The sequence below is a fragment of the Vibrio sp. 1249-1 genome (assembly GCF_033340495.1).
This window is the reverse complement of record NZ_JAWOWJ010000020.1, coordinates 11,794-26,669: the sequence shown is the minus strand read 5'-3', so window position 1 is coordinate 26,669 and position 14,876 is coordinate 11,794. Positions and strand designations below refer to the sequence as shown.

Genomic DNA, 14,876 nt, shown 5'->3' with positions numbered 1-14,876 from the left:
AACTTATTCATAATCTAATGAAAGGGATATGAATTTTATTCGGCGCACTTCACGGTTTATCTTAATGGGGACGCGATGAAATTGTTGCTTCATCTGTAAGCTACGTCACTAAAGCTGAACTAAGCAGCTTTCACTTGTCTGGCTATATGAGCTCAAGGGCACAAATTGAAAGTAAAATTGCACTTAACGGCTCGAAAAAGCTCTAAATTTATAGAAGAATAAAAATAATGAACATAGGAAGGGTCTGGTAAGGAGGGTTACGATGTCAGATATTGAAAAAGTAGTCATGCGTACCCGAACGATCGAAAAACTTTTGCGTACTCAGTACCATGCAGAAGGGAAAGGGTTGCACCAACTTATTAATAGTTGTGAAGAACGTTTACCGCATGACGTGATAGCAAAGCTTCGATTCATCGCAACCGTGCGTAACAAAGTGGTGCACGAAGACGATTACAAGCTGGATGATCGTAAAGGCTTTATGGCGGCATGTGATGCTTGTGAAAAAGAGCTGACACCAAGAAGCTCTCGCTTTATTTGGCGTACAGCAATTTTGCTAATGACGTTGATTACGCTGGCAGCTCTTGGTTTTTACTATATGCACTGGGATATTTTGTCTAAGCACATTCAGTAGAGCTATACAGATAAATAAAAAAGGACGCATTTGCGTCCTTTTTTATTTTAAATCATTGGGTTAGTACATCATTGGCAGTGTCATTAAACCCACAACCACTGCAATCATAACCAGCCCTTGTTTTTGAGAAGATGAAATCATAACACTACCCCTTAATCTTTGATGAACTCGATGAATTTAATATAGCACTGTTTTTGGGGTTTGATCAACATATGCTCGTTAATCTTTTCAAAAACCACACTTAACTTGTCTGGTTTTACGTGATTCTGACTAATGAAACTATGTTTTTTGTGCTGTATTTAAAGTGTTCACATTGTTTTATTTCTATCCTTTTTTGTTTTAAGTGTATGATTTTATAATGTTAAATGGTTTGTGATGTTGGCTTTGTAATTGTTTTTTGTTTCGAATGGTATGTTGGGTGTTTATTTTGTCTGTATTTCTCAAAAATTGAGAAAATTAAAAAATGTGCTATGAGGTTGCATCGTCAAATCGAAAGCATGGAGTGAGATTTTCTTACCTTATGAGAAAATATGGGCTTCAAAAGTGTTTAGTGATTTTATGGTTTATGAAGTCCGCACTTTTATCTGTTATTGAAATTATGGTTTTATTTATCATTGACTTACTTTTCTTGTCTGATGTTTTTTTTACTGAATTAAGGTCGGTTTTCTTAGTTTTTACCCCTAGTCATCAGTGGTTTCTCCTCTCTTAGAGCGCTACTAAGACTATTTTCTATTTTGTGTCTGTTATTTATGCTTGTTGCCTGCATTACATACATCCTGGTGGTTTAATCGTCAGTTTGTGAAATGGCGGCTTACCTGGAGCACTTATCTGTTTTTCAGTTAAATAGTTTTAGAAAGCGTTGGTTATTGTGTCGTGTGATTTGATGGGTTCGGCTGATGAGCAAAGCTTGGCCCCAATGTTTAGTGGCATCATTCAGGCTCATCGGCTTTATTATTACGTAGGCTGAGGGTTACAAAATGTTTCGAATCGCTAGCGAGATCCAACTTTCGTAGATTGTGTCTTTACATCAAAACTGGTCTACCTAGACTAGCGGCGAGTTTAAGTAAAAGGTGTATACTGCATGTGGAGTTGGCTGGCGATAGGGCTATCAGGTGTGTATTCCGTGTTGGGAGCAAAGCAAGCTAACCCGACACAATCCCTCGTGTTTAAAATCTTTACTCTGCTACTTCTTCTTGTGTTGGTGTTAACTCAAGGTGCATCCGCAACATATACCTACTGGATTGCGGGTGGGCTTATTGTGTCTATGGTGGCAGATACGCTGCACTCGTTTAAAACTCGTAAGCTAATCTATTTTACGGCTTATCTGGTTGCCCAGGTATGCTACAGCAAGTCATTTTGGGTGCAGCTTAATGGTGAGATTGTCTGGTGGCTGTTGGCCCTGCTGCTTGCAGCGAGTATCGTGGCGTTCTTTTTGTTGCTACCTCAACTCGACTCTCTGGTATTCCCTGTTGTGATCATGGGGATGATGCTGGTTCAACTTGCTTGGGCAGCCGGTGAAGTTTGGTTACAAGTGCCGAGTTACGCCAATGCTATCGGTTTTAGCGGAACCTTAGTTCTGATCTATTCGGCGCTGGCATACGCGATACACGGTTATCGAAAACCGATGAAACACGCCTATTTGTGGGTGAGTGGCAGTTACTTTTTTGCTCATGCCCTCATTGTTGCCTCAATCATTTACTAATTTAAGTCAAAGCAGCTCTTGAGGATTTCAGTAAACTGAACGCATTGTTCTTAATAACTGGAGTCAATAATGAGTGAAATCCATGCTCACGAGCTGCTAAACCTACTTAGAGAAACACCAATGGATCGCGAAGCCCTCACACAGCACTTTGGTGCTAGCGTTCGCTTTCACACCTGTAAACTGAATGATCTAGACTTAGATGCATTACTAGCATTTTTGCTCAAGCGCGACAAAATTCGTGAGCTTGAAGGTAAGTTTGTGGTCAATATGGCGCGAGTTTGCAATCACTAAACGGCGGCTAAGATCGAGGGTGACTATGGTGTTTTCGCCCTCAGTCATATACTCATGTTGTCAGTTTGCTATACACTGGCCGCCATTTTTTAGGTGAGGCCAGAATATGGACATTCTTTCTGCAGCGACCATGCTGTTTCTAATCATGGACCCCCTCGGTAACTTGCCGATTGTGTTGTCTATTCTCAAACATATCGATCCCAAGCGTCGTCGTAAGGTATTGATTCGTGAACTACTGTTTGCCTTACTGATCTTGATGCTGTTTCTGTTTGCAGGACAAAGCATCTTAAGTTTTTTGCATGTCCAGCCAGAAACGCTCAGCATTTCAGGTGGCATTATTCTCTTCATTATTGCGATTAAGATGATTTTCCCGAGTGCTGGCAGCATCACTGGACTGGCAGCAGGCGAGGAGCCCTTTATTGTTCCGATGGCCATTCCTATGATCGCGGGCCCTTCAGTGATTGCAGCCTTGCTTTTACTGTCTTCGCAACATCCAGAGAAAATGTTGGAAATGTCAGCATCAGTCGTAATTGCGTGGGGCGCAACATTTTTTATACTGATGTTTTATGGCTTCTTTAATCGCTTGTTGGGTGAACGTGGCTTGAAGGCGGTAGAACGCTTAATGGGCTTGTTACTGGTGATGATCTCCACTCAAATGTTCTTAGATGGTGTAAAAAGTTACATTGGGTGACGAACGAAACGCAGAAAAAAGCCGCTCACAAGAGCGGCTTTTTCGTATCTGAGCGATTACATCATGTGTTTACGACGAATATCGAGTAGGGCAAAAATACCAAAAATCAGGATTGAATATTTTTCCCAACTGCTCATTTTTATTTTGTCGCCAAATGCACCAATGAAGATGGCCATTTGTAAACCGTGCATGATGAACAAAAAAGCGGTCATGATGTATAGCGCAATCGCGGCATTGCCGGGGAAGGGCATAAAAATATTTAGGATTAATACTAACCAAACAAAGGCGATAGCCGCTTTGGCCAGCATAATTAGTGCTTTCATTTAAGTATCCTTTTAAATCGAGGCGTTATGCGGAGGTACGTTCGTACAGACGATAGCTCACTTGGCCTGCTGTTTTTTCTCGATGTAATTGCCAGTTTTCTGGTAAGTCGGCAATATTGAGTTCTTTTTCTGTTTCAATATAAATCATCGCATCTTCCGCGAGCCAGCCATTTTGTTCTAGCAGAGCCACGGTCTCATCCAATAGACCTTTGCGAAACGGTGGGTCAATAAACACCACATGGTGAGCAGAACCCGGTTGCTTCAAAAAACTCAGTGCGTCGGTATTTACCACTTGGATGTTGTTCGCGTTAAGAGAGGCAACATTCTTTTGTAACTGTTGGAAAGCTTGTGGGTTTAGCTCAACCATGGTCACTTGCTCTGCTTGGCGCGAAGCTGACTCAAATCCCAAGCCGCCAGAGCCAGCAAACAAGTCGAGACATTTTGCCTGTGGTACATCTTGAGCTAACCAGTTAAACAGCGTTTCTTTGACGCGATCGGTCGTGGGGCGTAAGCCTTCAGCATCGTGTACAGGAAGTTTTCTGCCTCTCCATAAGCCACTAATAATGCGAACAAAGCCCGTTGTTGGCTTTTTTTGTGATGAGTTTTGCTGGCGACGTCTTACCATAGATTTTTTGACCGCTAATAAAGTGATACTATATCTAATCGCCCAAGCAATGAGCTTGGAGCTTGGATACAGCCCAGAATATTCAAGATGACAGAGTGTAACACTAATAAGATTAGAATTACCTAATCGGAAAGTTTTCAGAACTTTGTCATTAGCCTTTTTTAGACAGATAATAATCTTGTCAAAAAAGAGTCATTAATAGATAAAAGAACAATCTAGGATAGCCCCAGATGACGGAAAAAAAGAAGCGCGGATTACTTTCGTGGCTAGGTTTTGGTGACGAAGAACAAAGCCCAAAACCAAAAACTGAAGAAACAGTAAAAGAAGAAGCAGTGGAAGCGCCTTCTGAAGAGCAGCAAACCGAAGCGGTTGCTGAGCAAGCGGAAGCAACGCCAGAACTTGAAGAAGAAGAGAAACAATCAGAGGCTGCCCCAGCAGAAGCAGAAGCAGAAGCAGAAGCAGAGGAGCCAGAAGTCGTATCGGCCGCGCCTCGTGTTCAAGAACAAGAAAAGCCAACAGAAAGCTTTTTTGCTCGTCTTAAACGCAGCCTAAGCCGAACAAAAGCAAATATTGGTGCTGGCTTCTTCGGTCTGTTCAGCGGTAAGAAAATCGATGAGGACTTATTTGAAGAGCTAGAAGAGCAACTGCTTATTGCTGATGTGGGCATGAATACCACAACAAAAATTATCAACAACCTGACAGAAAAAGCCACACGTGGCGATCTGAAAGACGGCGAAGCCCTTTATGGTTTGTTGAAAGAAGAAATGGCTGAGATTCTTTCTAAAGTCGAACAGCCACTAGAAATCGATAGCAACAAAACGCCTTACGTCATCTTGATGGTGGGTGTAAATGGCGTGGGTAAAACCACGACCATCGGTAAGCTTGCCAAGCAGTTCCAAACTCAAGGCAAAAAAGTGATGCTTGCAGCGGGAGATACTTTCCGTGCCGCAGCGGTTGAGCAGCTACAAGTGTGGGGTGAACGTAATAATGTTCCTGTGATTGCTCAACATACTGGCGCAGACAGTGCCTCTGTTATCTATGATGCGATTGAAGCGGCAAAAGCACGTGGTGTGGATGTGGTGATTGCTGATACAGCAGGTCGTCTACAGAACAAAGCGAACCTAATGGAAGAGCTGCGTAAGATTGTACGTGTGATGAAGAAAATTGATGACTCTGCACCACATGAGATCATGCTAACGCTTGACGCAGGTACAGGACAAAATGCCATTAGCCAAGCGAAACTTTTCAGTGATGTTGCCCCTCTAACCGGGATTACTTTGACTAAGCTGGATGGTACAGCCAAGGGCGGCGTAATTTTCGCTATCGCTGATCAGTTCGGTATTCCAATTCGTTACATTGGTGTGGGTGAAGGTATCGAAGACTTGCGTCCATTTGAAACTCAAGAGTTTATTGACGCACTGTTTAGTCGTGAAGAATAAAAAGAGTTAGAGGAAATCAACGGTGATCAAATTTCAGCAAGTAAGCAAAGCTTACCGAGGTGGTCGACAAGCACTGCAAAAAGTCGATTTTCACCTGAGGCGCGGTGAAATGGCGTTTTTAGGCGGACATTCCGGGGCTGGTAAAAGTACCTTGCTGAAATTGATCTGCGCGATAGAGCGACCAACCGATGGCAAAATCCATTTTAATGGCCACGACATCACGCGTATTCCAGGCAAAGACATCCCTTTTTTGCGCCGCAATATTGGGATTGTTTTTCAAGATCATCGCCTATTGATGGATCGCAGTGTGTACGACAATGTCGCTCTGCCAATGCGTATCGAATCGATTTCTGAAAACGAAATCAAACGCCGTGTTTCTGCGGCGTTAGATAAAACGGGCTTACTCGATAAAGCTCGTTGTCTACCTAGTCAACTTTCTGGTGGTGAGCAACAGCGCGTCGGTATTGCCCGTGCTGTGGTTAATCGACCAACGTTGCTGGTGGCTGATGAGCCTACGGGTAACCTTGACCCAGAATTATCCAACCGTGTGTTGCGTCTATTCGAAGAATTTAACCGTGCGGGCGTGACAATCTTACTTGCCACGCACGATGTGGGGTTAGTAAACACTCGCCCACAGTATCGTCATTTTGAATTGAACCAAGGCTTCCTAAGTGAGGTAGAAGACTATGGCAGGTAACAAGCACTCCCAAAAGAAGGGGAAAGGCCGCAGTGCCAAGCGTGCGAATACCGATGGTTTTTTCTCTGTCCACGCAAAACAAGCTAAATCCTCTTTTAGCGCCTTATGGCAACGACCACTAGGCAACATTCTGACCCTAGCGGTCATCTCCATGGCACTTGCCATGCCAGCTTGTTTGTATCTATTGGGGAAAAACGTTGCAGGGGCAGCGGAAGATGTCGCTTCTCCTTCACAAGTTAGTGCTTACTTAGTTGAAGGCATGCCGGATGCGCGAGTGATGGTTCTCAAAGATCAAATTGAAACTTGGCCTTTGGTAAAAGAGGTAGAATATATTTCACCGCAACAAGGTCTATCTGATTTAAGCCAATATGCAGGGTTCGACCAAGCTATCAGTCTTTTAAGTGGCTATGCGCTTCCTGGTGTGTTGGTGATTACGCCAGATTCGGAGCTAAAAAGTGATATTCAGTCATTAGCCAAAGACGTTCGAGAGCAACAAGATGTGACCGACGTGAGACTTGACGAAGACTGGCTGGCGCGTCTTGATGCAATCAAAACTCTCGCGAGTATTATTGTCATTACCCTGACAGTGCTGATGCTCGGTGCGGTATTTTTAATCGTTGGCAATACATTGCGATTTAATGTGCTGGCGAATAAAGAAGAGATTCAAACCATGAAACTGATCGGTGCGACGGACAGTTTCATTCTGCGCCCTTACTTGTACACAGGTATGTGGTTTGGCGTGTTAGGTGCCACTATTGCGTGGTTGGTAACGGCTTTAGTGACCATTGTCATGAATAGTGCGGTGGAAGACCTTGCTGCGTTGTACGATAGCCAGTTCCGCCTGATTGGTCTAAGTTGGGATGAATCTTTGTTACTAATCATCATTGGGAGTCTTTTGGGATGTATTGCGGCGCGCTTTTCTGCGCAACGACATTTAAAAGAAATTGAACCAGTTTAAGTGATGGCGGTCTTATTACTTGGATTTTATTAGCACTAGCTAATTTTGAACCCTTGCTTAGACCAAATGTTTATGGATAATTGCTTCCCCTTCTTGAAACTTGTTCATTTTGAGTTCAAGATATCGAAGCTAAATTGCAATGTAATGCTCCAGATCAGAGATTGATGAGGAATTGAATGACAAAAGAAGCGTATCCGATGGCTCTAGTCACGCAAGATAGCCTTGATAGCTATATTCGCTCAGTAAACAGCTACCCAATGCTGACTGCAGACGAAGAGCGTGAGCTGGCAGAACGATTACACTATAAAGGTGAGATTGAGGCTGCAAAAGGTCTAATTCTTTCGCACCTACGATTCGTTGTTCACGTTGCTCGTGGTTACTCTGGCTACGGTTTGCCAATGGCGGATCTTGTGCAAGAGGGTAACATCGGTCTAATGAAAGCCGTTAAGCGTTTTAACCCAGAAGTAGGGGTTCGCTTGGTTTCTTTCGCTGTCCACTGGATCAAAGCAGAGATCCACGAATACGTGCTACGTAACTGGCGTATCGTGAAAATTGCGACCACTAAAGCGCAACGTAAATTGTTCTTCAACCTGCGTAAGTCGAAAAAGCGCTTGGGTTGGTTTAACAACGGTGAAGTGGAAACCGTTGCGCGCGAGTTAGGTGTTGAGCCTTCTGAAGTTCGCGAGATGGAATCACGCTTAGCGGCGGTGGATTCAACCTTTGATATGCCAACTGATGAAGACGACAGTTCAAACGCTTACACAGCGCCGATGCTATACCTAGAAGACAAATCGTCTGATGTGGCCGACAACATTGAAGCCGCCAACTGGGAAATGCATACCAACAATCGCTTGGGTCATGCATTAGCGAGTTTGGATGAGCGTAGTCAGCGCATCGTGCGTTCTCGTTGGTTAGATGATGAGAAAGCAACATTGCAAGACTTAGCTGATGAGTTCGGTGTTTCCGCCGAGCGTATTCGCCAGCTAGAAAAAAATGCAATGAAGAAACTAAAATTGGCCGTGGGTGAATTTTAATTTCCACTGCTAATTGAAAGTAAGATTTTCATAGAAAGCCGAGATCATGTGATCTCGGCTTTTTTATTGTCGATCGAAAATCGATAGCGTTTGCGATCCGGATTTTATGTGCTACCTGTGTATAACTCTGTGAAGTAATTATTTATCAACTGTTCGAAACCCGGACAAAATAAGGGATTCAAGCACTTTTCCATCTGGGGATAGTTATAGATATACACACAGTTAGATCAGGATCATCACTACATATTGTGGATCAAAAGATCCAAATACACTTTATCAACGCAATTCACAGCTTTATCCACAAATGGTTGGAATGTGTACACTTTTGGAAAACCTGATTATCCATGTGTCTAAGTTTGCCGTTGGATAGGTTACAATAGCGGCAGTATACCCAAGCAGCTTCAAATATGGATTTTATGCTGTACCACGGGTGCTGATTAGTACGTTAGGTTCGAGGTTGCTTGGGTATATTAATAAGACAATGAGAAAGTAAATGGATCAGTTTAAGCATATCGATGTACAAGGTGCGCAAGCGCTGCTCGAGCAGGGTGATGCGAAGCTTGTAGATATCCGTGACCCTCAATCGTTTGCCGTTGCGCATGCGGAGTCCGCGTATCATTTAACTAACGATACGATCGTTGCGTTTATGGATGAAGTGGAGTTCGAACAACCTATTCTGGTGATGTGTTACCACGGCATTAGTAGCCAAGGTGCGGCGCAATATTTAGTTAACCAAGGCTTTGAACAGGTGTACAGTGTAGATGGTGGCTTTGAAGCCTGGCATCGAGCAGAACTACCGATAGTGAGAAGTTAATGAAGAGATTGGTAACGTTAAATAATCCACGTATGGCGCAAGCCTTTATTGATTATATGGCCTCTCGCCAAATTGACATCGAAATGATGCCAGAAGGGGATGGGCAATTTGCGCTGTGGTTGACTGATAGCCAGCATGAAATAGAAGCGGAAGCCGAACTTAAGCTGTTCCTTGCTAACCCGTCTGATTCAAAATACAGCGCCGCCTCGTGGGACGTTGCCGATACTCGTAAGAGTACATTTCATTATTCCAGCCCGAGTATCATAAGCATGGTCAAAGCGAAAGCTGGCCCCATGACTTTGCTGATCATGACAGTCTGTATCATCATCTACTTGTTACAAATGTTTGGCTTTGGCAATGGCGTGTTTAAGTTGTTGCACTTCCCGGCTTTTGAGGGGCAACAATGGCAAGTGTGGCGATGGCTAAGTCATGCGTTACTGCACTTTTCAGTAACTCACATCGTGTTTAACTTACTATGGTGGTGGCAGTTGGGTGGCGACATCGAACGTCGTCTCGGTTCCGGTAAGCTATTGCAACTCTTTGTGGTGTCGGCAGCGTTTTCAGGGGCAGGCCAGTTCTATGTTGAAGGGGCTAACTTCGGCGGCTTGTCTGGCGTGGTCTATGCACTGCTTGGTTATTTGTGGATATTGGGTTACCGCTTGCCACATTTAGGCCTTACGCTACCCAAGCCAATCATCGTCTTTATGTTGGTATGGTTAGTTCTTGGTTTTGTGCAGCCATTTATGGCGATTGCAAACACCGCTCACTTAGTTGGGCTACTGTCGGGGATGGCGATTGCGCTGTTTGATTCAGGCAAGATGAAATACCAACAGCAAGCCTAAAGCAGATGAAATGAAAAGACCGCTCAAGAGCGGTCTTTTTTTATGTTCAAAACGGATTTGGGTTTATTGATAAAGGTATTTTGTAAACAACAAATCGGCAATGATGGTTTTACCTGTTTCAGGCAAAAGTGTTTCGTTGAGGGTCGTCACTAAGGTTTTGCGCAGATCTTCTCGGCCAGACAGGGACTTAATCGTATCTTCTGTTTGCTTACCCAGTAATTCAATCACTGCATCGCGAATCAAAGGTTGGTGATGCTCAACAACTGATAAATCTTGTTGACTCATTACCATGATGTCGATGCGCACTTGCACATAACCTAACTTTTTGCCTTTGGTGTAAAAGTTAGTAGTGAGGTCAGGCTCTAGGGTAAAGTATGCCAACTTAGGTCCAGCTTCTTCCGTTTCAGCCCAACTTGGTGCGGCGAATAGTATGGTTAACGCAAAAATAATTTGGGCTATATAACGTTTGTACATATTTCTAACTTTTCTTTCTCTGGATCGCGATATTCGAATCGCTTCAGTCTTGATACAATGGGCCGTCTATAACAAATAACGGAACTTACGGTTACATACATTACTATGGACGGTAAGTTGTTGCTTTATTGTACGCATAAAGCCTCCAATTGAATACTAGTATGAATCAGCCAACATCACTCTATCTTGCTTCTTTATTGGAAGTAGAGTGGCAAAACCCCGAAGAATTCGAATTTCCAAATGAATTTGCCAAGCATTGGCTTGAAGAGCAAGGGTCTTTGTCACGTCGTTTAAAACAGCACTGCCAAGCGTTAACGGTAGAATTGCTACAAAATCAGATCGTCACTGCAGCGACATTAAAACAGGACGAAAGCCAGTTATTGTCCGAACAAGATTGCTTACTGAGAGAGGTAATTTTGTGCGGTGACAATAATCACTGGGTTATTGGGCGGACATTGATTCCTCGTTCAACCTTAGTTGATCAGCAGTATGATTTGGCTCAACAAGGGGATATCCCATTAGGACTAACTGTGTTTAGCGCAGATAACGTTGAGCGGGACTCTTTGCAAATGGGATGGGTAGCCGTACCAGAAGGACGTTTGTTAGCACGACGCTCAAGGTTGTGGATGAATCACAAACCGATGCTAGTCGCCGAGTTATTCTTATCTAATTCACCAGTTTACGCTAAGGAGACAGTGTAAATGTCCGCAGAAAAAGCCAAAGCATATTGGCAACTGATGCGCATGGATCGCCCGATTGGTTCACTGTTACTGATGTGGCCAACGATTTGGGCGCTAATTATCTCAGCCCAAGGGATGCCAAGTTGGGATGTATTCATCGTGTTTGTATTGGGTGTTTTCCTAATGCGTAGTGCGGGGTGCGTGATTAATGATTTTGCAGATCGCAAAGTCGACGGCCATGTAAAGCGTACTAAGCAACGTCCACTGCCATCAGGGAAAGTGACAGCAAAAGAAGCGATTGGATTATTTTTGGTTTTGGGTATCAGCTCGTTTTTGTTAGTGCTGACCATGAACCCGCTGACGATTCAGCTATCCTTCGCTGGCATTGTGTTGGCGTTCATCTATCCATTTATGAAGCGTTACACTCATATTCCACAGCTATTTTTAGGCTTGGCTTTTAGCTGGGCGATTCCAATGGCGTGGGCTGCACAAACTGGGGAATTACCATTGATTGTTTGGTTTTTGTTCCTCATTAACGCTTTGTGGACCATTGCGTACGACACTCAATATGCGATGGTAGACCGAGATGATGATCTAAAGATTGGCATTAAATCGACGGCAATTCTGTTTGGTCGTCATGACAAGCTTATTATTGGTGTGTTGCAACTGATTACACTCGCGATGTTGGTTTGGTTAGGGCAGTTCTACCAATTGGGACAAAGTTACTACTGGACCCTTTTGATTGCAGCGTCGTTGTTTGTTTATCAGCAGCACTTAATTCGTCACCGTGAGCGTGAGTTGTGCTTTAAGGCTTTCCTTAACAACAATTATGTTGGCATGGTGATAGCGATAGGGTTACTGGTCGCATTTTGGTAAGCGAAGAAATAGAAAAAGGCATCCGATTGGATGCCTTTTTTCTTATTGGACGAAGGTAAAACGGTTACGACCGAAGTTGGTGAATACTCTCTTCGATCGTCAGTTTCACTTCTGGATAAAGCAGAGTGAACAGTAGCCGTGCAAATTGCTGCGTTTTCTTCGTGTCACAGTTACCATCGTTATCGAGGTATTTTTGCTGTTTGAGCGTATTGAACATCGCGGTAAACACACCTTTATCGAAGAATTCTGGCGCATTAATACCGTGCAAACGCCCTAGGCGCTGAGCAATATCTTGGCTCTTCTGCTCTAGGTCCGATTTACCGAGTTCAGGGTAAGCAACAAGCAAGTTCATCGCGATAGAGTAGCGTTGCAGCGTTTCAGTTATCGTGCGACCTAACAGAACCAAAGGCTGGTTGTTCGACTGATTGATCTCTAGCTTATCACCATCCAGACTAATCATTTTCTGATCGGCAAATTCATGCAGTGTTTTAACGACCAATTCATCTAACTCGTCTTCTTGGTAACTTAAGAACAGCTCTTTCTTCAAGAATGGGTAGATTTGCGCGACATTCGCTTGAATCTTGGCTACCGAAAGGTTGCGCTGACGAATGAGCATTTGGGCAATTAATGACGGCAGAGCGAACAAGTGGATGATGTTGTTGCGGTAGTAGGTCATCAGGATCGATTGGCTACGGTCCAGCGAAATGATGTCACCCATGCTATCGGTTTCAATCACGAACTTATCAAGCGAAATTGCATGATCGACCAACTCCTCAGCACTTTCGGTAGGGATAGTGGAGGTGCTTGAGTACGGATTATTTTTGAGTAGCTTTAAGTAACACTCGATCTGGTTGATCAGCGAGTCACGAGAAAGTGCACGTTGACGAGAAGCAAGCAGTGCGGTTGCACACAAGGTCAACGCGTTTGCCGCCGCCGCATCATTGATGTGCGTCATCATCTTATTAGCGAGGTCGTTCACCACAGGATTCATCCATTGTGGTTTGTTACCACCCATGCTGTCGATGTCTTTCGTCCACTCAGGAGCATGCTCGTTCAAGTATTGGTTGAGCTGAATTGGCTCACCGAAGTTCACATAGCCCAAACCAAAGTTACGCAGTTTACGCAGAGTACGCAGTACAAGCCCTGCGTTTTCTTTCTCTTTGCGTTTGCCACGCAGCTCTTTCGCGTAAGTGCCTACTTCCATTACGTGCTCGTAACCGATGTAGACCGGCACTAGTGTTACTGGGCGGTTTAGACCACGTAGCATTGCTTGGATGGTCATAGCCAGCATACCCGTTTTCGCTTGCAGTAAGCGACCTGTACGTGAACGACCACCCTCACTGAAGTACTCGACTGAATAGCCTTTGGCAAACAGCTCAGCTAGATACTCACGGAAAATGGTTGAGTACAGTTTGTTGCCTTTAAAACTACGACGAATAAAGAACGCCCCACCACGACGGAAAAGCGGACCGGCCGGGAAGAAGTTCAAGTTAATGCCTGCCGCAATGTGCGGAGGCACCATGCCTTCATGGTATAAAACATAAGACAACAGCAGGTAGTCCATGTGACTACGGTGACACGGAACGTACACAATTTCGTGGCCGTCTTGCGCTAAACGACGCACAGTCGAGGCGTTATTGATGTGCAAACCTTGGTATAGTTTTGTCCATAACCAACTCAGGATGCGGTCGCCGTTTTTCACCAGACTGTAGGAGAAGTCGGCGGCGATTTCATCCATGATGTCGTGGGCTTCTTTACGTGCCTTATCAATCGAGATGTTTTTGATCTTGGCTTCGTCAGCAATCGCCAGTTCAATAGCTGGAGATTTTAGTAAACGAGCAAACAACACTTGGCGTTGTGGCAGGTTTGGGCCTGAAGCAGCCAGTTTCTGGCGTGAGAAGTGGATACGCGCCACGCGAGCCAGTTTGTGCGCAATTGCGCTGTCGGTACCGTGGGAGTCTGCCATATAACGCAGAGATACCACGGGACTAAAGCGAACTAAGCAGTCGCGTCCCGCCGCCATTACCGCTTTGGCTTTTTGCGGACCATTCATCGGTTGAAGGTAAGGCTTTTGGTTCTCTTCTTTACCTGGCTTACGACCCCAAAGCACGGTTGCAGGGATCATTTGAACATCCAACTCACTATCCAGCTTGTGCAGTTCCAGTAAGTCAGTGAACAGAGAGACAGAATCGGTTGGGACATCATTATCGTTGTTCATCACAGTTGGACGCGCAGCGATAAAGACGAAACGGTTCAGCGTTTTGCCATTGATTTCCAGCGGGCTGAGCGGGTCGGGTAGACCAAGGCTCATGGCTTGTTTTTGCAGTGTCAGCAAATCCACGTTCGAGCGGAACGGCAGGGCATATACAATCGGTTTAGTTAGGTCGATGTTCAGATCTTCAATCGGGTTCGACGGGATTGCGGTGCCCTTTACCAGTACCGATAAAGGTAGTTTTAGTAATGAACGTGAAAATGATTGTCCAGAAGACATAAAGTTCACAGCCTCAATAGGTATTCAAACAGGCCTAACCTTATTTCAGTTTCCGCTTTGCATGTCTTCTCTATAAAAAGAGATGAGTACGGCAATAGAAATAAGCCTAGGCGATAAAATTTAAGCGCTGCAAGGATACCAGAAACTGGTCAAACCTTTTAATTTTATTGGCTGTAAATTAGTCGAACCCCTAAGTTATTGCTTTGACTTGATTAACTGAAAAGTCGGTGTTTTAAACGAATAAAGAATGAACTTAATCGGTAAGCTGAAAGCTCCCCACAAATAAATTAAAAAACAACCAATTGGGT

The 14,876-nt window shown here is 44.2% G+C and carries 16 protein-coding genes; 12 read left to right on the top strand and 4 right to left on the bottom strand.

The annotated features are described in order from the left end of the window. Window positions 1-262 precede the first annotated feature (262 nt). The 4 genes from R7Z50_RS22045 to R7Z50_RS22030 all read left to right on the top strand — a co-directional run bounded on the left by R7Z50_RS22045 (window position 263) and on the right by R7Z50_RS22030 (window position 3,315). Window positions 263-631 carry a hypothetical protein gene (locus R7Z50_RS22045; RefSeq protein ID WP_005378717.1) on the top strand — a complete coding sequence of 123 codons (369 nt, stop codon included), beginning with the start codon at window positions 263-265 and terminating at the stop codon, window positions 629-631. Between the two features lie 1,081 nt (window positions 632-1,712). Beyond that, a complete protein-coding gene (locus R7Z50_RS22040) occupies window positions 1,713-2,333 on the top strand; it encodes a lysoplasmalogenase (RefSeq protein WP_005389670.1) in 621 nt (206 codons plus the stop codon). A 69-nt stretch (window positions 2,334-2,402) separates the two neighbouring features. Next, the gene (locus tag R7Z50_RS22035) at window positions 2,403-2,624 is read left to right on the top strand and encodes a YecH family metal-binding protein (RefSeq protein WP_005378711.1); all 222 of its coding nucleotides are present in this window, start codon (window positions 2,403-2,405) and stop codon (window positions 2,622-2,624) included. A gap of 106 nt (window positions 2,625-2,730) precedes the next feature. Beyond that, window positions 2,731-3,315 (top strand): YhgN family NAAT transporter, encoded by a 585-nt coding sequence (locus R7Z50_RS22030; protein ID WP_005389671.1) that lies wholly within the window; start codon window positions 2,731-2,733, stop codon window positions 3,313-3,315. 56 nt (window positions 3,316-3,371) lie between these two features. Here R7Z50_RS22030 and R7Z50_RS22025 read toward each other — a convergent pair whose 3' ends face one another. Together R7Z50_RS22025 and rsmD are read right to left on the bottom strand one after the other, a co-directional pair. Then, window positions 3,372-3,638 (bottom strand): DUF1145 domain-containing protein, encoded by a 267-nt coding sequence (locus tag R7Z50_RS22025; protein ID WP_005378704.1) that lies wholly within the window; start codon window positions 3,636-3,638, stop codon window positions 3,372-3,374. A 25-nt stretch (window positions 3,639-3,663) separates the two neighbouring features. After that, window positions 3,664-4,263 carry a 16S rRNA (guanine(966)-N(2))-methyltransferase RsmD gene (rsmD, locus tag R7Z50_RS22020; RefSeq protein WP_005378702.1) on the bottom strand — a complete coding sequence of 200 codons (600 nt, stop codon included), beginning with the start codon at window positions 4,261-4,263 and terminating at the stop codon, window positions 3,664-3,666. 230 nt (window positions 4,264-4,493) lie between these two features. Here rsmD and ftsY point away from each other — a divergent pair, with 230 nt between their 5' ends. The 6 genes from ftsY (at window position 4,494) to glpG (ending at window position 10,047) form a co-directional block, all read left to right on the top strand. Next, window positions 4,494-5,702 (top strand): signal recognition particle-docking protein FtsY, encoded by a 1,209-nt coding sequence (gene ftsY / locus R7Z50_RS22015; RefSeq protein ID WP_065645992.1) that lies wholly within the window; start codon window positions 4,494-4,496, stop codon window positions 5,700-5,702. Between the two features lie 22 nt (window positions 5,703-5,724). After that, window positions 5,725-6,399, top strand: coding sequence for a cell division ATP-binding protein FtsE (gene ftsE, locus R7Z50_RS22010; RefSeq protein WP_005378697.1), 675 nt, complete (start codon window positions 5,725-5,727; stop codon window positions 6,397-6,399). Further along, entirely contained in the window at window positions 6,389-7,357 is a 969-nt protein-coding gene (gene ftsX, locus R7Z50_RS22005) for a permease-like cell division protein FtsX (protein ID WP_005378695.1), read from the top strand. The genes ftsE and ftsX overlap by 11 nt, the downstream gene beginning before the upstream one ends. Before the next feature lie 176 nt (window positions 7,358-7,533). Beyond that, complete coding sequence (gene rpoH, locus R7Z50_RS22000; protein ID WP_005378693.1) at window positions 7,534-8,391, top strand: RNA polymerase sigma factor RpoH; 858 nt, start codon at window positions 7,534-7,536, stop codon at window positions 8,389-8,391. 493 nt (window positions 8,392-8,884) lie between these two features. Then, a complete protein-coding gene (gene glpE / locus R7Z50_RS21995; protein WP_005378691.1) occupies window positions 8,885-9,205 on the top strand; it encodes a thiosulfate sulfurtransferase GlpE in 321 nt (106 codons plus the stop codon). Further along, window positions 9,205-10,047: a rhomboid family intramembrane serine protease GlpG gene (gene glpG / locus R7Z50_RS21990; protein ID WP_047103977.1), complete on the top strand. Its 843-nt coding sequence runs from the start codon at window positions 9,205-9,207 to the stop codon at window positions 10,045-10,047. Before glpE ends, glpG begins: the two co-directional genes overlap by 1 nt. 63 nt (window positions 10,048-10,110) lie before the next feature. On the opposite strand, the gene R7Z50_RS21985 is transcribed toward glpG, so the two are convergent. Next, window positions 10,111-10,521 carry a flagellar basal body-associated protein FliL gene (locus tag R7Z50_RS21985; RefSeq protein ID WP_005378687.1) on the bottom strand — a complete coding sequence of 137 codons (411 nt, stop codon included), beginning with the start codon at window positions 10,519-10,521 and terminating at the stop codon, window positions 10,111-10,113. A 161-nt stretch (window positions 10,522-10,682) separates the two neighbouring features. On the opposite strand from R7Z50_RS21985, the gene R7Z50_RS21980 reads away from it, so the two are divergent. Next, complete coding sequence (locus R7Z50_RS21980) at window positions 10,683-11,222, top strand: chorismate lyase (protein ID WP_262629497.1); 540 nt, start codon at window positions 10,683-10,685, stop codon at window positions 11,220-11,222. Next, the gene (ubiA, locus tag R7Z50_RS21975) at window positions 11,223-12,077 is read left to right on the top strand and encodes a 4-hydroxybenzoate octaprenyltransferase (RefSeq protein ID WP_005378684.1); all 855 of its coding nucleotides are present in this window, start codon (window positions 11,223-11,225) and stop codon (window positions 12,075-12,077) included. Between the two features lie 64 nt (window positions 12,078-12,141). Here ubiA and plsB read toward each other — a convergent pair whose 3' ends face one another. Then, window positions 12,142-14,568 carry a glycerol-3-phosphate 1-O-acyltransferase PlsB gene (plsB, locus tag R7Z50_RS21970; RefSeq protein ID WP_104975675.1) on the bottom strand — a complete coding sequence of 809 codons (2,427 nt, stop codon included), beginning with the start codon at window positions 14,566-14,568 and terminating at the stop codon, window positions 12,142-12,144. Window positions 14,569-14,876: the final 308 nt, after the last annotated feature.